We start from the raw sequence: 20167 nt of genomic DNA on the forward strand, positions 1-20167 counted from the left end.
TAGTGCGGCTAAAAATTACTAACCATTAAGGGTAACACTTTCTATTATAAGTGAAACTAGAGAATAATTCGAGTTTCTAATCTTCTTCTAGATATAGTAAAAGATTAGGTAGCTTGGGTAATGTTTCAACGTCTTCAAACGGAACATGGTCAATATGTTGTGGTATAATGGAAAGACATGTTTCGATGAAACTGTTAACTGTCTCTAGTTCAAGCCCCCAATAATTCGGGCGGTATTTTTGAATATAAAGGTGTCCAGCATTCATCATTAAGCGCGCACCCTTTACGTTCCCGTATTCGTAATGATAGATGGCGACAGACATTTGTAAGAGTCCTTTTAAGAACAGGTTACTTTTTTCCGTTAACCACATTTCTTCAAGAAGGTCATGACAGGTATAATAATCACCTTCATTAAAATGAATAAAAAACTGATAATACTCCATTGGGTACTTGCTCATTTTAGGCACCCCATTTAATAAGTATTTGTTACCATAAAAGCATATCAAGCATAATGATGCTAGTTACTATCTTACACTATTATTGTTGAAAGGACGTTATTTATGGACTTATTCTCAAATTTCCCGCTTTGGGCTGCATTAGCCGGCATTGGCTTTGCACAATTTATTAAAGTACCTATTCAATTTATTGCTACTCGAAAAGTTGAATGGTCACTTTTAACAAGTACCGGTGGTATGCCTAGTTCACATTCGGCCGCCGTTACCGCTCTTACTACGGGAATCGGGATAGAGCATGGACTTGGTTCTCCCTTTTTTGCAATATCAACTGTGTTTGCAATTATAGTTATGTTTGATGCAACAGGGGTAAGACGTCACGCCGGGGAACAAGCAACCGTATTAAACCGGTTAGTTATTGATTTCAACAAGTTTGTTGCAGAAGCCAAAATGTGGCCAACTATGAACGAAAATGAAAAGCGAAAAGAACTAAAAGAATTATTAGGACATCAACCAATCGAGGTATTTTTCGGTGGTCTTTCGGGGATTTTACTAGCCCTACTGTTACATTATTTATTAGTAATTATGTAGGAAGGTGGAAGGGTTAATGAAATTGATTTCAATTTGCCCAAGCAATACTGAGCTACTAGCTTATTTAGGCTTAATTGACGAATTAATAGCCGTTGATGATTTTTCTGATTGGCCTGAATCGGTTTCTAGTTTACCAAAACTTGGTCCTGATCTTTCAATCGATATGGATAAGGTAGAACAATTTGCGCCTGACCTGGTTCTGGCCTCTCTAAGTGTGCCTGGTATGGAAAAAAATGTAGCCGAACTTAAAAGGCGAGGAATTCCTCATATTGTCTTAAATCCTAACTCTTTAGACGAGATTGCTGATGATCTTTTAAAAGTTGCTAAAATAACGGCTACAGAAGTAAAAGCACGATATATTATAACCAAATATACTCATTTTATTAATGAGTACAAAAGTATTGCAAATACCATTCAAAAGAAGCCGACACTGTATTGGGAATGGTGGCCAAAACCAGTTTTTACACCTGGGCAATTAAATTGGCTCACTTATATTAGCCAACTTTCTGGCGCCGTTAACCTTTTCAAAGATATTGAGCTTGCAAGTATTCAAACGGATTGGGAAGATGTACGAAAAAGAAATCCCGATCACATTTGCCTAGCTTGGGTTGGTGTTAAACAAGAAAAAATGAAGCCCGAACTAATACGAAAAAGACCTGACTGGCATGAGCTTGATGCCATTAAATATGAACGAATTCATATACTAGAGGAACCGCTATATTGTCGTCCATCACCTAGATTATTACTCGGTCTAAAAAAACTCGCTGCCCTGATTCATCCTGGGACATACCCAGCAGATGATGGGATAGATCCATTACTTTAAATACCCGGGGCACCGGCTACCTGCGATTCTGGACGGATTGGCGTATGACCTCAAGTCCGATGGCGCCCGGAGCTAAACACCAATACTTTGTTCACATTTTCTCACCCTTTAAAAAAGAAGCCTAGGAATTCACACCTAAGGCTTCTTTTGGTTACGAGCTCTTCCTACCAATATATTGTTGACGGAATACTTGCATTGACTCATCTTCATTTAACAATGCTAGTTCTTCCTCTGAAATTTTCCCTTTACCCATCTTCACAACATAAACCTCTACCTTCTTTTTACCCCATTGATCATAAACATCAGCAACTGTTTCATAATACAAATCGATTTTATTACCTTTAATCGCTCCACCCTTATCAGCTACCACGCCATATCCGTAGCCAGGAATAAATAAAATTGTTCCTAGTGGAAATACATTTAGATCTGCTGCAACTGTTGAATATAGATCACGCTTTACCTTTATCCCTGAATACGTAATACCGTACTGTGGGTGGGATGCTGACTTCCCAGTGGATTCTACACCTGCTGTATAACCTGTAGCTACAACTGTTCTTTTAGGGTATTTCGTCCAATCAATTGCATCCTCTAACGTCATAGAGCTTTCTACTGATCCACTGGATGAAATAGAAGTTGTTACAACGTTTGAACGCTTTATAAATTTATAAAATAGATTTAACCGTTTTTTTGTATTGTCTTGATAGCTTAAACCACCTTGTTCTTGCTGTGTTAATCGACTCCTATAATCATCAATCCACTCTGATAAGTCCTTTGCTTCTACACCTGAAATTGATTGAAATGTTGTAAAGAATGCTAAAACAAAAAGAATTGACATTACTGTACGCCTAGTTATTGTTTTTATGTTACTCATTTTTTTCCACTCCTCTCACGAATCTATTTCTTTCCAAAATGCAAAGAAATTATTCGTGAAGCGGAAAAAATAATTTATAATTTTTAAAATATTTATGAATTCAATGTATTATTGTCTATTTAACATTCAAAAAGACCCCTACCTAAAAAGTAAGAGTCTAGTGATTATTCCTAAAACATTTGATAGCCCTTTGATCTTAGCCAACGAATGACAATACCAGAAAAAAATGCACCTATCAATCCACTCAGTAATATCAATACATCAGCTAAAGCAAGTGCAGCCAACTTATCTTGTAATCCACTAAATGAAGAACCAGGAGATCTAATATATTGAATCAATTTTATATCGTCAATGATAAATATTGAAATGATTGGATAAATAATTGCCATGATCCAAGACATTCGTAGAAGCATATTTAAAAGGAAGCCAATCCCAAAAAACAAAACAAAAAATAATAGCATTGAAATTAATAAAACAGGAATGCTCATTGGCATATCAACGTTCACCTCCAGTACAACTCAATGAATAGTGTACTAAAGTAATGAACAGCTAGTCAATCTAAATAGCTATTAAAAAACCTGATATAGTTTCAATTTTATTTTTTGCCACTTCCTTGGCAGGAATTACACGTTTCAGATCCTCCCAACACTAATTGAAAATACCCTTTACCTGAGCAATATGCGCATTCTACCATTTCCTCTTGCTTACTATTCATTGAACCATCTCTCCTTTTAAAAATTAATTTAATTTTCTGATAATATATCAATTTTTCATCAAAAAGGAAAGACCTAAATATCGTAAAATCAGCCAGTGTAAGCGAATACATACACCATTTTCTATCATTCTCTCTTTTTTTCATACTTTTCTAAAAACTTTTTTAGCCAAAACTATCCAAAATGAATAGCCGACAAAGATCAGATTTTAAAAAAACAGTTTATATGACGTATATCCAAATTGATTACCTGGATCGACATCATGATGTGGTCTTTGTAAATTAGATACCCCTATTTCTAATAAGTATTTAATAATGACTGAGGATGAAGTATCTTGTAACAGTTCCTTCGGATGAACAAAACTCGCTTCTAGTAATTCCGATTCCTGCGCAATAATTTCGTCTTGTTTTATAGCTTGTAATGAAAAAATAATCATATTGTCACTAATTTCATTTCGAATAACCCCAGATCTTACGCCAATAACCCCTTGTACCATACAACTAACACCTGTTTCTTCCTTCACTTCACGAATAACTGCTTGATCCACTGTTTCATCTGGTTCAACAAATCCAGCAGGTAAGGACCACTTTCCTTTTAACCCACCATACCTTTTCTTGACAACCAGCCACTCACCTTCATCTGAAATAACTAAGCCAGCAACAGCAAGCCAAACATTTCCCCTTTTACTGTTCATAGTAACCACCTTTACTCGTTTTTATTATTTTACCATTATGAAGAAAAGCGAAAGGCGCGCCCGCCTTTCGGCGTGTCGATTAAAACCCGCCACGTCCTGTGGCGAACATCGACATCAGCACATCCTGTGCAAGTCAAGCATAAAAGACGAGCCCTGACTGAAGGCGTTTTTTGCCTTCGGGAAGGGCTTGGCTTATACCATAGAGCCGATAGCGCCTGGAGCTAGACGTAGATAGACAGAGACACGAAATTATACACAACCTTACAATTTTATAAATTCCTAAACAACAAAAAAATAGAGCGATGATTTTAGTCATGGCTCTACTTCAAATGTAGATTATAGTAGATTAAATTTTCCTTTTTTCAATACAGTTGAGGCTCCACCAATCATGAACAGTGCACGATTATCAATCATTTTTTTCATGAATGATGCTTTAGCACCCCAAACTTTTTTGCCAAATACTACACCAATCGCATCATCTTCACCTAATGAACATACAGTTCCTTTTAGGTCAGGTGTAAATGTTTCTAGCTCACCCTGGCCTCTAACAAGTACTGCAAGGTTCTTTGCACATATTACTCCTTGTTGCATAGCAATTTGTGCTGTTGGTGGGTATGGTCGATTAATTTCTTCGTTAATAATTAGCGCACAGTCTCCAACGATAAATACATCTTCATGACCTGGGGCACGTAACTCCGGGTCAACCTTTACACGTCCGCGCATTGAGTCGAATCCAGCTTGTTCAATGACACTATTACCACGAACACCAGCTGCCCATACGACAGTTCCTGCATTAATTTCTTCAACCTGATCATCTTTTGCAACAATAATACCATCTGGAGTAGCTTCTTTAATAGCTGTACCAATTTTGAATTCGATACCTTTTCGTTCTAAATGACCTACAGCATATTCAACTAATTCAGGATCAAATCCTGGCAATACCATTGGAGCTGCTTCAACACAAATTACGCGTACTTTGTCACGGTCAACGTCATATTCACGGCATAGTTCTGGAATACGGTTTCCTAACTCTCCTAGGAATTCAATTCCAGTAAAACCTGCCCCACCAACAACAATTGTTAAACGTGAATCATTTTTCTCAAGCTCTGTGTTATAAGTAGCAAATTGATATTCAATATGCTCGCGAATTTGACGTGCTGCATTAATATTTGTAATTGAAAATGCGTATTCCTTTAAACCTTTAATACCAAATGTTTCAGATTCTCCACCTAATGAAACCACTAAATAATCGTAAGCATATTCGCCTTCTTCAAGAACAACGCGCTTTTCTTCACGATTAATCGTAATAACAGTTCCTTTAACAAAGTTAACCTTAGTTCTATCTATTACATCAGTAATGTTATAGCGCGCACGATCATGATGTAACGTTCCTGCTGACGCTTCATGTAACCATGTAGTCTCATAATGATATTCATTTTTATTAATTAGAGTAATTTCAGCTTCATTTACACCTAATGCTTTTTGCAAACTTACAGCCGTCATTAAACCACCATAACCTGCACCTAAAATAACAACCTTTGGCTTCCTCAACCGTATCACATCCACCTTTAATAATTTGTTTTTACGATAGATAATTCTATATAACCTTATCATCCACCGAAATACTATTTTTATTTGTAAGAAAAACTTCGGTTTCTCTTCTTCTGGTATAAATTATTCCCAGAAAGTTTGTGATATTTTTCACTAATAACATCACAATTTTGTAAAAAAATTGTACGAAAATATTCATAAAAAATTAATATTATATCTACAATACATATTATTCTTTTTAGGTTGGTTTTTCAAGCATAATCACCACTTTCCAAAACTTAAGAATATTAAAAAAACAACAGTGGTTTTCTATTTTTCACAAAAATTTAATAATATTCCTTTGTTTAGTTTGAAAATTTGGCACAAATAACAAGATTCACAATATTTCTCCAAAGAGGAGTGAGATATTATTTTTAATATATGATAATATATGTATTATAAGGAAATTATGGAGCTAATTGTCTTCATTCATCCAAGAAATTTAATAATACACACGGGGGGGATTACAGTGAGAGAAGATCAAAATGTATATGACATTACAATTATCGGTGGAGGACCTACTGGGTTATTTACTGCTTTTTATGGTGGGATGAGACAGGCAAGTGTAAAAATCATTGAAAGCCTTCCACAATTAGGTGGGCAATTATCGGCACTATATCCTGAAAAATACATATATGATGTAGCTGGCTTTCCAAAGATTCGTGCACAGGAATTGATTGATAATTTAAAGGAACAAATGGAAAAATTTAACCCAACTGTATCACTTGAACAATCCGTAGATAAAGTTGAAAAGCAGCCAGATGGACTATTCAAAATAACAACAAATCGCGAAGTACATTATTCTAAAACGATTATTATCACAGCTGGAAATGGTGCATTCCAACCTCGTCGCCTCGAGCTTGAGAGCGCTGTCAACTATGAGGGTAAAAATCTTCACTACTTCATTGATGACCTAAACAAATTTGCTGATAAAAAAGTTGTTGTTTTCGGTGGTGGAGATTCAGCAGTAGATTGGGCATTAATGCTAGAACCTATCGCAGAAAAGGTGATGCTAGTTCACAGACGTGATAAATTTCGTGCACATGAACACAGTGTTGAAAATTTAATGAACTCAAAAGTAGAAGTTAAAACTCCATTCGTACCTGTAGAACTTGTTGGGGATGACAAAATTACTCAAGTCCTACTAGCACAACCAAAAGGTGATGCTAAAGAAACGGTTGATGTTGATGCAGTTATCGTGAACTACGGCTTTGTTTCATCGCTTGGTCCTATTAAAGAATGGGGGCTTGATATTGAGAAAAATTCGATTGTTGTAAACTCAAAAATGGAGACCAACATTAAAGGTATCTATGCAGCAGGAGATATTTGCACATATGATGGAAAAGTAAAATTAATTGCTTCTGGCTTTGGGGAAGCTCCAACAGCCGTCAATAACGCTAAAGCGTACATTGATCCGAAAGCAAAACTACAGCCACTTCATAGCTCAAGTATGTTTTAAAGAAAAGCACTGGGCGCCCGCTTACCTGAGCGTCGATTAAAATCCGCCACGTCCTGTGGCAACATCAACATACCAAGGCGGCCGTCCGGATGGTTGTGCTTTAACCTTTCGAACGGATGGGCTTATGCCCTCAGGTCCGATGACGCATGGAACTAGGGTACTAAAAACTAAAAAGAGTTGAGGTATCCACATTAGGCCTCAACTCTTTTTCAAATTAAATTAACATTCCTCAGGCTGCCCAACATTTGAAGCGGTTCTAAAAGAAGATCCACACCCACAGCCTGCAATCGCATTTGGATTATCGATGGTAAACCCGCCGCCCATCATTGATTGTTTAAAGTCTATGACAACACCTTTTAAGATTGGTTCACTTTCTTTATCAACTAATACTTTGATTCCATGCTGCTCAAACATAGTGTCATTTTCTGTTTTATCTTGTTCGAAGCCCATACCATATGAAAGGCCACTACAACCTCCTCCTTTTACGGCTACACGTAGAAAAGATCCTTCTTCTCCACTTTCTTTGATCATATCGTGTATTTGATAGCCAGCAGCTTCAGTTATTGTTAAAATATCAGTCATGTTACTTCCCTCCTTCTAAGTCATTGGTAATTACTATTATTATAAATGTTATATTGTTAACACTCAAATATTCAAACTTTAAAAAGTAAAACTTCAATCACCGTGGGTTTTCTTATCCCCTATTTATAGAGAGGTAAACTTAGATAGCTAGAGGTAAGGGTCTTACTGCCCCTTTAGCAATGGTAAAAGTTAGTAGAAATAGTTCCCCGTACAAATAAGCTCCGCCGGACCGGTCATTAATACATGACCTTCAGCAGTCCATGTGATATCAAGATCTCCACCAGCTAGATGAACAACCGTTTTTTCATTACGTTTTGTTTTTCCATTTAATACAGATGCAACTACTGCAGCACATGCTCCTGTTCCACAAGCCTGAGTAATACCTGAGCCCCGTTCCCATACTCTGAAGTTGATTTCATGTTCGTTTATAATCTCCAAAAACTCAACATTTACTCCTTCAGGAAAACGCTTATCTTTTTCAATTACTGGACCCAGTGTTGTAAGCGGAGCATCGTCTATAGAATCAACATAAAAGATTGCATGTGGGTTTCCCATTGACACTCCAGTCATTCTAAGCTTTTGACCTAAGAATTCAACCGGTTCATTCACAATTTGGTTCACTTCTTCACCAACCATTGGCAGTTCACTTCTTTTTAACCGAGGATTCCCCATATTAATCGTAATACTGCTTACTATTCCATTGTTTACGTGTATTTCAGCCTCAACCAAACCTGATAGTGTTTCAATTTTAAAGATCTTATTTTTTACTATTTTATGCTCATAGACATACTTTGCGACGCAGCGTAATCCATTTCCACAGTTTTTCCCTTCTGATCCATCATTATTAAAAATCCTCATTTTTACAGGGGCTAACTCGGATGGGCAAATTAAAATCATACCATCAGATCCTATCCCTGTATTAACATTCGATACTTTAATTGCTATGTCTGCTAAAAGGTCTTCTTGCAGATTTTCTTCAAACATATTTACATATATATAATTATTCCCTAAGGCATGCATTTTGGTGAAAGAAAAAGTGTTCATGTATTCCTCCAAAAAAATTAGTTTCACTAAGTATAAAATGATTTAATTTTGAACACAATGAAAACATCCCCCGTTTTTCTTATTATAGAGCTCCTCATGGAAATCATGAGGAGTTTTTATATGCAAACACATCGATATCTACTAAAGCTATAGTGTATATCTATGTATTATCCCGAAAATTAAAGCAGATCGAATCAGTTAAAAAGGGAATAAATCAAATGGCTCGAGACGTTGGCAGGACATTCGCGAGGAACAGAGAAACATCAAATTAAAGAGTGCACTCGGAGAAAGTGAGTGCACTCTTCTATATTTAAAACATTGGATTTTCATCTAAATAGACATAAATATTTTCGACAAGTTGATCAGGATCATCTCCGGTCACAACTTCGCCATTTACTAGTGCAAACAAGGTACTAGCACACTTTCCACAATAACTTAAACACCCGTACTCGATAATATCGAGATTTGGATCTTTCTCTAACTTTTCAAGCGCTTCTTGTGCCCCGCTGGCTAAGTTACTAATACAGAACTCAATAATTGGCTTCATTGCTTTCACCTCTACTAAATTTATAGCCTACCTTTTTTTAGTGGAAACGTCAATAAGCATGAATCTATTTTTAATTTATTTATCATATTAATGTTGTTATTTTGCCACAATTTCGCTATACTTTTAATGTTATTTTGATTTGCACACGATTGCAACTGATGCTAGCTATACCTTTTAATGCGGCATTATATAAAGGGAACTTCTCACAGTGGGGGTTTTCTTCATTCTTTACTGTGGGTCAATTGAACCTATAACACTAGGAGAGAAGCATGTCCTGTGCTTCGGCCGAGCTTTTACAGGCAGTTTCCTCGTTCTAACGATCGCTCTAATCCTCTTCCCTAGAAAGTGCTCGTAAGAACCCATTTCCTCTCGGTTTCCCATACTTAAACTTCTTCGAATTCCCAAAGTCAGGAAGTGGGGAGGGATCTTACTGCCCGTTCATAGGATTGACTATTACAAAGCTGTTTGGCGGATAAACGCCACCACATTTAGACGGCGTACCAAGCAAAAAAACTACTTAATAGGGTTGGTGGAGAGATAAGGGTTACAGGTCCTATAAAGCCTGTATAATAGATTGATGCTCCGCCCCCTTACTTCATACAAAAAAAGGAGAAATCCGTAATGAAAAATCTAGTTATACTTGGTGGAGGCTATGGTGGAATGCGATTGCTTCAACGTCTTCTACCAAATCAGCTACCAGAAGATATTGAGATCACGCTTATTGACAGAATACCATATCATTGCTTAAAAACGGAGTATTATGCACTTGCTGCTGGAACGATTTCTGACCAACATGTTCGCGTATCTTTTCCTGAACATCCTCGCTTACGAGTGAAATATGGCGAGGTTACTGATATTAGCTTAGAAGCTAAGCTTATCTACCTGAAAGACCAAGATCCTATTGTCTACGATGACTTAGTAATCGGTCTTGGTTGCGAGGATAAATACCACAATATACCAGGTGCTGAGGAATTTACATACAGTATACAATCGATCGATAAATCTCGTTCTACGTACCAGAAATTGAACAATCTTGGGCCTGGGTCCACGGTTGCAATTGTTGGTGGAGGTTTAAGTGGTGTAGAATTAGCAAGCGAGCTAAATGAGAGCCGTCCAGATTTACAGGTAAAACTATTTGATCGCGGAGATCATATTCTCTCAATGTTCCCTGAACGCCTTAGTAATTATGTTGAAAATTGGTTCCACACACATGGAGTTGAAATCATCAACGGAGCGAACATCACCAAAGTAGAGGAAAATGTCCTATACAACCAGGATGATGCAATCCCTTTTGATGTCATTGTTTGGACCGCTGGAATACAACCAAGCAAAGTAATCCGACATCTAGACGTTGAAAAAGATGGACAAGGTCGCGTCGTATTAACTCCTCAGCATAATTTACCAACTGACGAACATGTATATGTAGTTGGTGACGGTGCAAGCCTACCACATGCACCAAGTGCACAACTGGCTGAAGGACAGGCAGAACAAATTGTTCAAGTATTGGTAAAGCGTTGGAATAACGAAGAGCCACCAAGTGAATTTCCAGCAATTAAACTAAAAGGTGTACTAGGCTCACTAGGTAAAAAGCATGGTTTCGGCCTAGTAGCAGACCGTGCAATTACGGGGAGAGTTCCTCGTTTATTGAAGTCTGGAGTACTTTGGATGTATAAATATCATAATGGGTGAAGTTTTAGGAGATGGACAGGTTTTTCACCTGTCTTTTTCATTGTTTATGAATTTATAAAATTGTAAGGTTATGTATAACTTCGTGTCTTTTGTCTATCTACGTCTAGCTCCAGGCGCCATCGGACCTGAGGTCATAACCATTACCTTTAAGAAGGAAAAATCGATTTAAAGATATTGATAATCGTTTTAATGATTTTGATAATCGTTTTAATGATTTTGAACAAAAGACAAATAACCATTTTAGTGTTCTAAATGTAAAAATAGACAAGCTATCTGAGATAATAACGGCTCATCAGGTAGAAAATATAGATAATCTATTTGCTAAAGTTCAATTCCTTAGAGCAAGTGTGGCTTTTGTAAATCGAAAGGTTGCGGATGCTGAGCTAGAAATAAACTTCTTAAAACAAAAGCAATAAAAAGCAGTCCAAATTTATGGACTACTTTTTTCATTTAGATTTAAAGCCGTATTTTTCTAATTCAGCATAAACTGTTTTCAGTTTAGGATTTCCTTCGCCTGCTATCACGCCTTCTATTACAACTACAGGATAAAACATATCCTCTTCAACAACACGAATAGCAAATTCCTTTTTGCTATTTTCTACCGGTGGATTATAAATATCGACATAGGCAATCGTAAATGGCTGCTCTGGATATTTTCTACTAATCGCAGCATCTAACCACTCATACGTTTCTCGTGATGAAGGAAGATTAACACAACTTGGACATAAAACCTCTGCACCATAAACAACGATTTCTACACTTTTATTTGACATAATATGGTCTCCTTAACAAAGCTTATTATATTCCATTTTACATAAACTATGGTAGAATAGACAATATAAATACCTAAATAATTTCACAATACATTGCACAATCATCTTGAATGGATTTTTCATACAATAGTGATTATAATAGGTATAAGGAAAGGAGCCGATTAAAATGACTGTAGAAACAAATATTACTGAACAAGTTCAAGAAGTATTAGATAAACTTCGCCCATTTTTATTACGTGATGGTGGAGACTGTGAGTTAGTTGATGTAGAAGATGGAGTTGTAAAATTGCGCCTTCTTGGAGCTTGCGGAAGCTGCCCAAGTTCAACAATCACATTAAAAGCTGGTATCGAGCGCGCACTTTTAGAGGAAGTACCAGGAATTGTAGAAGTAGAGCAAGTGTTTTAATTCTACAACTAGTAAAAGCGACTTCACGGGAAGTCGCTTTTTTTTGGCTTATCAGAATTTATATCCATAAATTTTGATAAGCATAAGGGCAACTACGCCTCTGTCTTCACCCTTCAAGCTTGCGATTCGGCGAGTTTTCTTTAAAAGATAAGAAAGTATAAAAGTTTGTACATAGTTTTAGTGTCTAGCTCCGGGCGCCCTGCGCTTTTCTATAATTACATTTGCTCTTGAAATTCATTCTTTGTAACAACACTGCCTTTATTATCTATTGAAAGCTCTTCAATTTGAAAATGAGGAAAGTCATTAATCAGTTTCTTTTTAACTTGCGGTCCTTTCCCTTTTTCCGCAAAGCAAATGACTGTAGGTCCCGCTCCACTTATAGCAACGCCAAATGCAGCAGAGTTAAGTGCACTTGAACGAATCGCTTCTATTTCGGGAATAAGTGGTAATCTAAATGGTTGGTGAAACAGATCCTTTTCCATCATCTTTCCAGCCAGTTTCCATTGTTTTGTGAGTAAAGCAGCGACTAACATATTGCTAATAGCACTAGCTTCCACAGCATACTCTCTGGTAAAAGTAGTGGGAAGGACTTTTCTTGCATCCTTGGTTTTGATCTCATAGATTGGGATAACGACAACTATATCTATATCTAAATTTTGCACATGGATAACATCAGTGTCATCTGCACGATGGCTGCCGATTACCAATCCACCCATTATTGATGCACCCACATTGTCAGGATGACCTTCATAAAGACTTGCGAGGCGAACTTTTTCTTGTGCAGTCATCCCTAAGCATAACAAAGCATCCGCTAATTCAATGCCTGCTGAAATGGCAGCAGCACTACTACCAAGCCCTCTTGCAAGAGGAATATTACTCCAAACATCAACAGAGCAAGCTGGTAATGCTTTGCGATAGTGATCAGCAACTTTCTCAGCTGTTTGATACACTAAATTATCTTTACCAGACGGTATTTCCGCAACATCCTTAGAAAGTGGTCGGAATATCCATTTATCACTTAATTTTACATCTAATGTGAGATAACGATTGACCGCCAACCCAACAGAATCAAAACCAGGCCCAAGATTTGCAGTACTACCTGGTACGGTTATTCTCAGCATTGTGGAACGACTCCCCTAATATGTTCAAACACCACTTTCTCATCATTTGGCAGTACAAGCGGCTTAATTTCATTCGATTCAATCGCAACATTTGGATCCTTCAATCCATTACCAGTTAATACAGCAACTACCTTACTACCCTTGCTAATTTCACCACTTTGAAGTTGTTTTATAATACCTGCGACAGATGCACATGATGCAGGTTCAGCAAATACCCCTTCTGCTCTAGCTAATAATTTATAAGCTTCGAGTATTTCTTGGTCAGTTACTTCATCAATTTTTCCACCTGAAGTCTTTGCTGCATTAACAGCTTTGTCCCAACTAGCTGGATTTCCAATTCTAATCGCTGTTGCAATGGTTTCAGGGTTTTCAATGATCCTATTTCTTACGATTGCAGCTGAACCTTCTGCTTCAAAGCCATGCATTTTCGGCAATCCTGTACCACGCTCTTGGTGATATTCCTTAAACCCTTTCCAATATGCAGAGATATTTCCTGCATTTCCAACTGGAATAGCTAATACGTCTGGTGCTTGTCCTAATTGATCTACAATTTCAAATGCAGCCGTCTTTTGCCCTTCAAGACGATATGGATTCACAGAGTTAACTAGTGTGATCGGCTCAGTTTTGCTAATACTTCTCACCATTTTTAGTGCTTGGTCGAAATTTCCCTCAATTGCAAAAATTTCCGCACCATACATTACAGCTTGAGCTAGTTTTCCCATTGCAATTTTCCCATCAGGAATAACAATAATACTTTTCATTCCTGCTCTTGCAGCATAAGCAGCTGCAGCTGCGGAAGTATTACCTGTCGATGCGCAAATGACAGTGTTACTGCCTTCCTCTTTTGCCTTCGCAACAGCCATAACCATACCTCTATCTTTAAACGAACCTGTTGGGTTTGATCCCTCTGTTTTCACATATAACTCAATTCCAAGCTTGTTTGATAGATTGTGCAAAGGAATTAACGGTGTATTCCCTTCGTTTAACGATAGTAAAGGTGTATTTTCTGTAATTGGTAGGTATTCACGGTATTCCTGTAACAAGCCTTTCCACATCATTGCATTTCATCTCCCTCAACTCTGTATGAGCTTTTCACTTGTTTAACTACTTCTAAGCTTTCAAGCTGCCCGAGGATTTCCTCGTAATCTTTTAGTGACGCTCTATGTGTAACTATTACAATTTCGGCAACATTACTTTTATTTAGTGGAAGCTGAAGGATTTTCTCAAAGCTTACACCATGTTCAGAGAAAATTGTGGTAATTTTTGCAAATGCCCCCACTTGATCTTGAACATGTATTCTTAGGAAGTATTTTGAATACCTTTCAGAGTCTAATTTTAATTTCTTCTCATATTGAGGTGAAACTGCACTTAAACCATTTACACCCAACCTCATATTTTTCATTACTCCTACTAAATCGGACATCACCGCCGTTGCAGTTGGAAGTCCTCCGGCACCTGGTCCATAGAACATCGTTTCTCCAACAGCTTCACCACATACATACACTGCGTTGTATTCATCATTAACCGCTGCTAACGGATGATTTTCTGATAGAAGTGTAGGCTGGACGCTCACTTCAACCTTCTCACCATCTCTATGCGCTATCCCGATCAGCTTCATTGTATATCCTAAGCGCTTACTGTAATCTAAGTCTTCCTCTGTAATGGTAGTTATACCTTGCGTTCTAACATCCTGTAAATCAATATTCATTGAAAAGCCTAGTGTAGCTAATATTGTCATTTTTCTTGCTGCATCCAGACCTTCTACATCTGCTGTAGGATCAGATTCTGCATATCCAAGGTGCTGCGCCTCAGCCAAAACATCTTCATATGCACGTTTATCTTTACTCATTTTAGTTAGAATGAAATTAGTTGTCCCATTTACGATTCCCATCATTTTTGTAATTCTATCAGAAGCTAATCCGTCCACTAAGCTTCTTAAAATTGGAATACCTCCGGCTACACTTGCTTCATAAAATAAATCACAGCCGTTTTCTGAAGCCTCTAAAAGTAACTCTGAACCGTACAAAGCCATCAAATCTTTATTTGCTGTTACAACATGTTTCTTATTTCTTAAAGCAGCCAAGATATACTTACGTGTCTCTTCAACACCACCCATTACTTCAATAACAACATCTATCTCTGGATCATTAATTACCTCATCAACATTTTTTGTTAGCAAGGACTGATCCACTTCGACACTTCTCTCCTTATGTAGGTCCTGGACAACTACTTTTTTAAGCTCAATAGGACAGCCCACTTGGTGCATTAACTTATCCTGATGATTAGTTAAGATTGTTACTACACCGCTACCAACCGTTCCTAACCCTAATAAACCTATAGAAATTTTTTTCATTGATATCCCCGCCTTCATTGTTGTATTCCTAAAAAATACATATGTTTATATATAATGGACATTATAGATTGTTATCACATGTTTGACAATACCCTATTTTTAGTAAATTTAAATGTAAACGCTTAACTTACTGTCGTAAATACTTTTTTAAATTTTCGAACCGCAGAACGATATTAAATAAAAGAAATGTGCGGGGCGTCTGGATGGAGCTAGACACTAAAACTAGGTACAAACCTTTATACTTTCTTTTCTTTTAAGAAAACCACAGTATTATACCGTGGCATCTACACTTAATTAATTTACTCCCGACTGCTTCCACTCTTTATTTACTATCGTTTGCGGTATGTTATTTGTTAATACCGCTTCAATATTGTCACAACATAACCTCATCATGGTGATTCTAGTTTCAGTACTAGAACTTCCAATATGAGGAAGAGCAACCACATTTTTTAGAGTTAAAAGTGGGTGATCAGCGTTTATTGGCTCTACTTCAAATACGTCCAAACCAGCCCCAGCAATTTCCCCTGTCACAAGAGCATTATAAAGCGCTTTTTCATCAACTACTGGACCACGAGAGGCATTTATAAAAATAGCACTTCGTTTCATCTTTTTGAAAGTGGCAGCATTAAATAAATTTCTTGTTTCAGTTGTTAACGGTGTTAAACAGACAATAAAATCAGCCGTCTCAATTAAATCATCAAAACTACAGTATTTCGCACCTAACTGATTTTCTGCCTCACTATTTCGGGAGCGATTATGATATAAAATATCCATTTCAAAGCCTGTTGCTCTTTTGGCTACAGTTTCACCAATTTTGCCCATACCAACAATACCAATCGTTTTGTGGTGAATATCCTGGCCAGCTAGTAGTAGAGGGCTCCAACTTTTCCATTTGCCTTCCCTCACTAAATCAGCAGCCTCGATTAATCTTCTAGAAGTAGCCATTAATAGTCCAAATGTCAGATCTGCTGTAGTATCTGTCAAGACATCTGGCGTATTACATACAGCTATGTTTTTTTCTGTAGCATATTCAACATCGATATTATCAAAACCTACTGCTAGATTTGCAACTACTTTTAAATTGGGAGCATTATCGATTATAGTTGAATCAATTTTATCCGAAAGCATAGTTAATAATGCATCACACTTTCTTGCTTCCTCTAGCAGAATATCCCTAGGTACTGCTACATCTTCTTTTGGCCACATTTTTAATTCAACAAGTTGTTGTAGTTGACCTATTGCTTTTTTTGGTAATGTTCTTGTAACGAATACATATGGTTTCTTCATCCTTTGACACCTCATACATTATGTAATAATAGTAACTGTTTTACCTATATTATCACAAAATGCGTATGTATCCCTACTTTTACAATTCAATTAGCCAATTCACCTTTGGAATACTAATACTACGATTAGAATGTTGCATTATCTTGGTAAACTCGCTCAGGAAGGCTTCATATTCTGATGAGGACGCCAAATAAGAACTAAGCCTATTCTCCTGTTGCTTTTGTACTTCTACTGATTCAGTTAAGTAGTATCCTTCAATACACTCAAAATAATGGATTGGAAACAATAAACGTGAATACATTAATCTCCATGCGAAAGAGGATAATCGTGTTACCCGTTCATAATCTCTAATATTAGTAGAAATAGTAGTATAATCGATTCGTTGTTGTTCTAAAAATAGATGCCTTACCCATTCAGCTAAATCGCGACTACAATGATCCAAGACCCAATTAATTGGTGTCTTTACATGTTGATCACGTGGCCAAGTAGTAGCGTTGAAACGGTGATGACATATCGTAGCAGAATCAATAGGACTTGGGCGATCGTCTATTTCGGTATCCACTAAATATTGAATTGCATTTTCAGTTAATCCAATATAATAAGGGAATGACTCGACAAATAACTTTTCAAAATAGTTTTCAGGATGCTGACGAACCTTGTCATTCCAAAAAAGCTCCATTTGATCTACCCTTTGTTCCCATAAGTTCTTCCATTGTCCGATTCTGTTATTTTTTACGATTCGGTATGGAAAAGTTCGTCCTTTTTCATGAAAATTTGCCAACTCATAGCCTAATGAGTAGGATTTCCTTGTCTGATTATAAGGATAACGAAGCACAACCACCTTTTGTTCTTTAACTGTACCAAACAGCTTATTTTCCTTTGTTAAGACAAACGATGCAATACTTAAATCACCCTTACTAATTAAATAATCACTCATCTGTTTATATTCATATACTTCCTCTTGTTCCATATTCACTACAGGCACAATAGTATATAGTATATTTCGGCATTGAAATGCTTCATAATTACCACCAGTGACTTTTTTATCTATTGTGAGCCCATACTGCTCATAGAGGTGCTGATTCACGATTAGTCCCCCTTTAATTAAATCGATCTATAATCATCTATATGAGATCATTTATGGTAACTTGTGTTAAACTTGAGAAAAACTGAATAAACTCATGTTTGTCGGTAAATAAGAAGAGATAGTGGTTATAGACTTAACTATCTAATACACACAGAATTGGGTGAATGCTTATGACAGAACAACGACCAGTTAGTGAAATTGAGAAAAAGGCAAGGCAATGGTTAAAAGAACGTGGGGTTACGATTCAAGACATCGCAGACCTTGTCTTCTTTCTTCAGGAAAAATACCATCCTAGTCTTAAGATGGAAGATTGCTTAGAAAATGTTGACAGAGTATTATCAAAGCGGGAAGTTCAAAATGCCGTTCTTACAGGGATTCAACTTGATATTCTTACAGAAAAGGGGATGCTTGAGGAACCATTACTTTCTACATTGAAAGCTGATGAAGGTTTGTATGGAGTCGACGAGGTTTTAGCGTTTTCTATCGTGAATGTATATGGCTCAATCGGTTTTACTAATTACGGTTACATTGACAAATTGAAACCAGGTATTCTTGAGAGATTAAATAATAAAGACTCTGGAGAATGTCATACATTCCTTGATGACATTGTTGGAGCCATTGCTGCAGCGGCATCAAGTCGTCTAGCACATAGTGCAGCTCATGTAGAGTAATATAATCCATTTGAGTGTGAGACCAGTTGGCCTCACACTCTTCTTAATTTAAGTAAGCAAATTGTGCTGAAGTTTGGTGACCTCCAAATTTTGATTATAATTTATCTATCCACTCTTGTAGTGAATCAATTACATATGTAGGTTTACGGTTGTAGTTTACCAAATGTTCTTTTGTTGTCACACCAGTATGAACTAGCAAGGTATCTAGGCCGGTATTCATACCAGCTAAAATATCAGTATCGTAATTGTCTCCAACCATAAGCGTATCTTCTATCGGAGTACCAAGTACTTTAAGAGCTTGCTCCATGATAATTTTTTCTGGCTTTCCGATAAATAGAGGGTTAACTGTTGTTGACACAGTAATAACGGACGTTAATGACCCATTACCAGGCAACAATCCACGTTCTGTAGGAATTGCAATGTCGCCGTTGGTAGAAATAAAGGTCGCTCCACTTCTAACTGCTAAACAGGCCTTAGCAAGTTTCTCATAGGTTATTGATTGGTCTAGCCCCACTACTACAAAGTCAGGATTCTCATCCACAAGCTGTAAACCTCGTTCCATTAGCGCATGACGTATTCCATCTCCACCTATCATATAAATAGAGGCATTTGGCTGTTGCTCAAAAATATAATTAGCGGTTGCAAGGCTAGTTGTAAATACTTGATCTTCAGAGACCGGGATATCAAATTCTTCAAGCTTCTCAGCAACCTGGGATGGCATTTTTGAAGAGTTATTTGTAACAAATAAATAAGGGAGTCTCTTTTCTTGTAATGCTTTAACAAAGTCACTTGCAGCTTCAATACGTTCTTTCCCTCTATACATGGTTCCGTCTAGGTCAATTAAATAACCTTTATATTTTTTTACCATTGATTTATAACCTCCACAAAAATATCTTATTGTTTTAAAATATCATTTACTATTTAATTAAAAAATCCCAGCACTTTATCTCTTGAAGTGTTGAGATCTTCATAAGCTATTTTTTAAAAGCTGAAACTGGACCAAGCTCATTTTCTAAATACGTTCTAACTGATGTTGAAAACAAATTGATTGCTGCTATATTTTCAGTCATCGCTAGCGAAATTTCATTATGATTAATCTCTAAATAATCTTGGACTATATCTTTTCGTAACTTAACTATGTTCTTTAATCGGATCGCATGTTCACTTATAACTACTTTCTCATCCTCTAAAATATCTATAATGTCTTCATAGCTTCCAGGGTCACGCATGATAAATCCATCAATCATGTCATTGCCTACATCTAATATTGCTTCAATCGAGATATGTACAATTCGCTCTAAAGCTTTTTTTTCAATTATACTATCCCACTTAGAATGATTATTAAATAGTGTTAGTAGATCCTCAAGGCAAACTAACGTCTTTTCGATTTTTTCTCTATCTACAAAATACATTGA

General features: G+C 36.8%; 23 protein-coding genes. 6 read left to right on the forward strand and 17 right to left on the reverse strand.

The genetic code is table 11. The annotated features are described in order from the left end of the window. Window positions 1–76: 76 nt before the first annotated feature. Window positions 77–457, reverse strand: a complete 381-nt coding sequence (locus tag PY093_RS12025) for a DUF309 domain-containing protein (protein WP_275646114.1) — start codon at window positions 455–457, stop codon at window positions 77–79. Between the two features lie 102 nt (window positions 458–559). On the opposite strand from PY093_RS12025, the gene PY093_RS12030 reads away from it, so the two are divergent. Further along, window positions 560–1042 carry a divergent PAP2 family protein gene (locus PY093_RS12030; RefSeq protein WP_275646115.1) on the forward strand — a complete coding sequence of 161 codons (483 nt, stop codon included), beginning with the start codon at window positions 560–562 and terminating at the stop codon, window positions 1040–1042. 16 nt (window positions 1043–1058) lie between these two features. Beyond that, complete coding sequence (locus PY093_RS12035; RefSeq protein ID WP_275646116.1) at window positions 1059–1865, forward strand: cobalamin-binding protein; 807 nt, start codon at window positions 1059–1061, stop codon at window positions 1863–1865. Window positions 1866–2016: 151 nt separating this feature from the next. Here PY093_RS12035 and PY093_RS12040 read toward each other — a convergent pair whose 3' ends face one another. From PY093_RS12040 to PY093_RS12060, 5 genes are all read right to left on the reverse strand, one after another. Then, window positions 2017–2736 carry a 3D domain-containing protein gene (locus PY093_RS12040; protein ID WP_275646117.1) on the reverse strand — a complete coding sequence of 240 codons (720 nt, stop codon included), beginning with the start codon at window positions 2734–2736 and terminating at the stop codon, window positions 2017–2019. Window positions 2737–2906: 170 nt separating this feature from the next. Continuing rightward, window positions 2907–3230: a YuiB family protein gene (locus tag PY093_RS12045; protein WP_275646118.1), complete on the reverse strand. Its 324-nt coding sequence runs from the start codon at window positions 3228–3230 to the stop codon at window positions 2907–2909. 101 nt (window positions 3231–3331) lie between these two features. Next, a complete protein-coding gene (locus PY093_RS12050) occupies window positions 3332–3451 on the reverse strand; it encodes a YuiA family protein (RefSeq protein ID WP_275646119.1) in 120 nt (39 codons plus the stop codon). A 206-nt stretch (window positions 3452–3657) separates the two neighbouring features. Continuing rightward, on the reverse strand, window positions 3658–4143 hold the full coding sequence (locus PY093_RS12055; RefSeq protein WP_275646120.1) for an NUDIX domain-containing protein: 486 nt from the start codon (window positions 4141–4143) through the stop codon (window positions 3658–3660). Window positions 4144–4479: 336 nt separating this feature from the next. Beyond that, the gene (locus tag PY093_RS12060; protein WP_275646169.1) at window positions 4480–5703 is read right to left on the reverse strand and encodes an NAD(P)/FAD-dependent oxidoreductase; all 1224 of its coding nucleotides are present in this window, start codon (window positions 5701–5703) and stop codon (window positions 4480–4482) included. 499 nt (window positions 5704–6202) lie between these two features. Here PY093_RS12060 and PY093_RS12065 point away from each other — a divergent pair, with 499 nt between their 5' ends. Then, complete coding sequence (locus PY093_RS12065; RefSeq protein ID WP_275646121.1) at window positions 6203–7192, forward strand: NAD(P)/FAD-dependent oxidoreductase; 990 nt, start codon at window positions 6203–6205, stop codon at window positions 7190–7192. A 219-nt stretch (window positions 7193–7411) separates the two neighbouring features. Here the strand turns inward: PY093_RS12065 and PY093_RS12070 are convergent, their stop codons facing one another. From PY093_RS12070 to PY093_RS12080, 3 genes are all read right to left on the reverse strand, one after another. After that, window positions 7412–7774 (reverse strand): HesB/IscA family protein, encoded by a 363-nt coding sequence (locus PY093_RS12070; protein WP_275646122.1) that lies wholly within the window; start codon window positions 7772–7774, stop codon window positions 7412–7414. 189 nt (window positions 7775–7963) lie between these two features. Further along, window positions 7964–8818: a diaminopimelate epimerase gene (gene dapF, locus PY093_RS12075; protein ID WP_275646123.1), complete on the reverse strand. Its 855-nt coding sequence runs from the start codon at window positions 8816–8818 to the stop codon at window positions 7964–7966. 310 nt (window positions 8819–9128) lie between these two features. Continuing rightward, entirely contained in the window at window positions 9129–9365 is a 237-nt protein-coding gene (locus tag PY093_RS12080) for a YuzB family protein (RefSeq protein WP_275646124.1), read from the reverse strand. A 621-nt stretch (window positions 9366–9986) separates the two neighbouring features. Between PY093_RS12080 and PY093_RS12085 the strand changes: the two genes are divergently transcribed. Next, complete coding sequence (locus PY093_RS12085; RefSeq protein ID WP_275646125.1) at window positions 9987–11054, forward strand: NAD(P)/FAD-dependent oxidoreductase; 1068 nt, start codon at window positions 9987–9989, stop codon at window positions 11052–11054. A 446-nt stretch (window positions 11055–11500) separates the two neighbouring features. Here PY093_RS12085 and PY093_RS12090 read toward each other — a convergent pair whose 3' ends face one another. Beyond that, window positions 11501–11827 (reverse strand): YuzD family protein, encoded by a 327-nt coding sequence (locus tag PY093_RS12090; protein ID WP_275646126.1) that lies wholly within the window; start codon window positions 11825–11827, stop codon window positions 11501–11503. A 166-nt stretch (window positions 11828–11993) separates the two neighbouring features. Between PY093_RS12090 and PY093_RS12095 the strand changes: the two genes are divergently transcribed. Further along, window positions 11994–12233 (forward strand): NifU family protein, encoded by a 240-nt coding sequence (locus tag PY093_RS12095; protein ID WP_275646127.1) that lies wholly within the window; start codon window positions 11994–11996, stop codon window positions 12231–12233. 215 nt (window positions 12234–12448) lie between these two features. On the opposite strand, the gene thrB is transcribed toward PY093_RS12095, so the two are convergent. From thrB to yutH, 5 genes are all read right to left on the reverse strand, one after another. Further along, a complete protein-coding gene (thrB, locus tag PY093_RS12100) occupies window positions 12449–13354 on the reverse strand; it encodes a homoserine kinase (RefSeq protein ID WP_275646128.1) in 906 nt (301 codons plus the stop codon). Further along, window positions 13348–14412 (reverse strand): threonine synthase, encoded by a 1065-nt coding sequence (gene thrC / locus PY093_RS12105; protein WP_275646129.1) that lies wholly within the window; start codon window positions 14410–14412, stop codon window positions 13348–13350. The genes thrB and thrC overlap by 7 nt, the downstream gene beginning before the upstream one ends. Then, a complete protein-coding gene (locus PY093_RS12110) occupies window positions 14409–15707 on the reverse strand; it encodes a homoserine dehydrogenase (protein ID WP_275646130.1) in 1299 nt (432 codons plus the stop codon). Before PY093_RS12110 ends, thrC begins: the two co-directional genes overlap by 4 nt. A 294-nt stretch (window positions 15708–16001) precedes the next feature. After that, complete coding sequence (locus PY093_RS12115; protein ID WP_275646131.1) at window positions 16002–16994, reverse strand: 2-hydroxyacid dehydrogenase; 993 nt, start codon at window positions 16992–16994, stop codon at window positions 16002–16004. Between the two features lie 79 nt (window positions 16995–17073). After that, entirely contained in the window at window positions 17074–18081 is a 1008-nt protein-coding gene (gene yutH, locus PY093_RS12120; RefSeq protein ID WP_275646132.1) for a spore coat putative kinase YutH, read from the reverse strand. Window positions 18082–18251: 170 nt separating this feature from the next. Between yutH and PY093_RS12125 the strand changes: the two genes are divergently transcribed. Then, window positions 18252–18752, forward strand: a complete 501-nt coding sequence (locus tag PY093_RS12125) for a phosphatidylglycerophosphatase A family protein (RefSeq protein ID WP_275646133.1) — start codon at window positions 18252–18254, stop codon at window positions 18750–18752. A gap of 94 nt (window positions 18753–18846) precedes the next feature. On the opposite strand, the gene PY093_RS12130 is transcribed toward PY093_RS12125, so the two are convergent. Both PY093_RS12130 and PY093_RS12135 read right to left on the reverse strand, forming a co-directional pair. Beyond that, complete coding sequence (locus tag PY093_RS12130; protein WP_275646134.1) at window positions 18847–19620, reverse strand: TIGR01457 family HAD-type hydrolase; 774 nt, start codon at window positions 19618–19620, stop codon at window positions 18847–18849. A gap of 106 nt (window positions 19621–19726) precedes the next feature. Further along, on the reverse strand, window positions 19727–20164 hold the full coding sequence (locus PY093_RS12135) for a DUF86 domain-containing protein (RefSeq protein WP_275646135.1): 438 nt from the start codon (window positions 20162–20164) through the stop codon (window positions 19727–19729). Between the last annotated feature and the right edge of the window lie 3 nt (window positions 20165–20167).

The sequence above is a fragment of the Cytobacillus sp. S13-E01 genome, assembly GCF_029193815.1.
GTDB lineage: Bacteria > Bacillota > Bacilli > Bacillales > Bacillaceae_L > Bacillus_BV.

What these genes read in the sequence shown, in the direction of transcription:
- PY093_RS12125 (WP_275646133.1), top strand. Translation starts at nt 18,252, where the DNA reads ATGACAGAACAACGACCAGTTAGTGAAATTGAGAAAAAGGCAAGGCAA.
- PY093_RS12035 (WP_275646116.1), top strand. Translation starts at nt 1,059, where the DNA reads ATGAAATTGATTTCAATTTGCCCAAGCAATACTGAGCTACTAGCTTAT.
- PY093_RS12030 (WP_275646115.1), top strand. Translation starts at nt 560, where the DNA reads ATGGACTTATTCTCAAATTTCCCGCTTTGGGCTGCATTAGCCGGCATT.
- PY093_RS12070 (WP_275646122.1), bottom strand. Translation starts at nt 7,774, where the DNA reads ATGACTGATATTTTAACAATAACTGAAGCTGCTGGCTATCAAATACAC.
- PY093_RS12045 (WP_275646118.1), bottom strand. Translation starts at nt 3,230, where the DNA reads ATGCCAATGAGCATTCCTGTTTTATTAATTTCAATGCTATTATTTTTT.
- PY093_RS12130 (WP_275646134.1), bottom strand. Translation starts at nt 19,620, where the DNA reads ATGGTAAAAAAATATAAAGGTTATTTAATTGACCTAGACGGAACCATG.
- PY093_RS12055 (WP_275646120.1), bottom strand. Translation starts at nt 4,143, where the DNA reads ATGAACAGTAAAAGGGGAAATGTTTGGCTTGCTGTTGCTGGCTTAGTT.
- PY093_RS12115 (WP_275646131.1), bottom strand. Translation starts at nt 16,994, where the DNA reads ATGAAGAAACCATATGTATTCGTTACAAGAACATTACCAAAAAAAGCA.
- PY093_RS12040 (WP_275646117.1), bottom strand. Translation starts at nt 2,736, where the DNA reads ATGAGTAACATAAAAACAATAACTAGGCGTACAGTAATGTCAATTCTT.
- dapF (WP_275646123.1), bottom strand. Translation starts at nt 8,818, where the DNA reads ATGAACACTTTTTCTTTCACCAAAATGCATGCCTTAGGGAATAATTAT.
- PY093_RS12090 (WP_275646126.1), bottom strand. Translation starts at nt 11,827, where the DNA reads ATGTCAAATAAAAGTGTAGAAATCGTTGTTTATGGTGCAGAGGTTTTA.
- PY093_RS12110 (WP_275646130.1), bottom strand. Translation starts at nt 15,707, where the DNA reads ATGAAAAAAATTTCTATAGGTTTATTAGGGTTAGGAACGGTTGGTAGC.
- PY093_RS12080 (WP_275646124.1), bottom strand. Translation starts at nt 9,365, where the DNA reads ATGAAGCCAATTATTGAGTTCTGTATTAGTAACTTAGCCAGCGGGGCA.
- PY093_RS12050 (WP_275646119.1), bottom strand. Translation starts at nt 3,451, where the DNA reads ATGAATAGTAAGCAAGAGGAAATGGTAGAATGCGCATATTGCTCAGGT.
- PY093_RS12095 (WP_275646127.1), top strand. Translation starts at nt 11,994, where the DNA reads ATGACTGTAGAAACAAATATTACTGAACAAGTTCAAGAAGTATTAGAT.
- thrB (WP_275646128.1), bottom strand. Translation starts at nt 13,354, where the DNA reads ATGCTGAGAATAACCGTACCAGGTAGTACTGCAAATCTTGGGCCTGGT.
- thrC (WP_275646129.1), bottom strand. Translation starts at nt 14,412, where the DNA reads ATGATGTGGAAAGGCTTGTTACAGGAATACCGTGAATACCTACCAATT.
- PY093_RS12085 (WP_275646125.1), top strand. Translation starts at nt 9,987, where the DNA reads ATGAAAAATCTAGTTATACTTGGTGGAGGCTATGGTGGAATGCGATTG.
- PY093_RS12025 (WP_275646114.1), bottom strand. Translation starts at nt 457, where the DNA reads ATGAGCAAGTACCCAATGGAGTATTATCAGTTTTTTATTCATTTTAAT.
- PY093_RS12135 (WP_275646135.1), bottom strand. Translation starts at nt 20,164, where the DNA reads ATGTATTTTGTAGATAGAGAAAAAATCGAAAAGACGTTAGTTTGCCTT.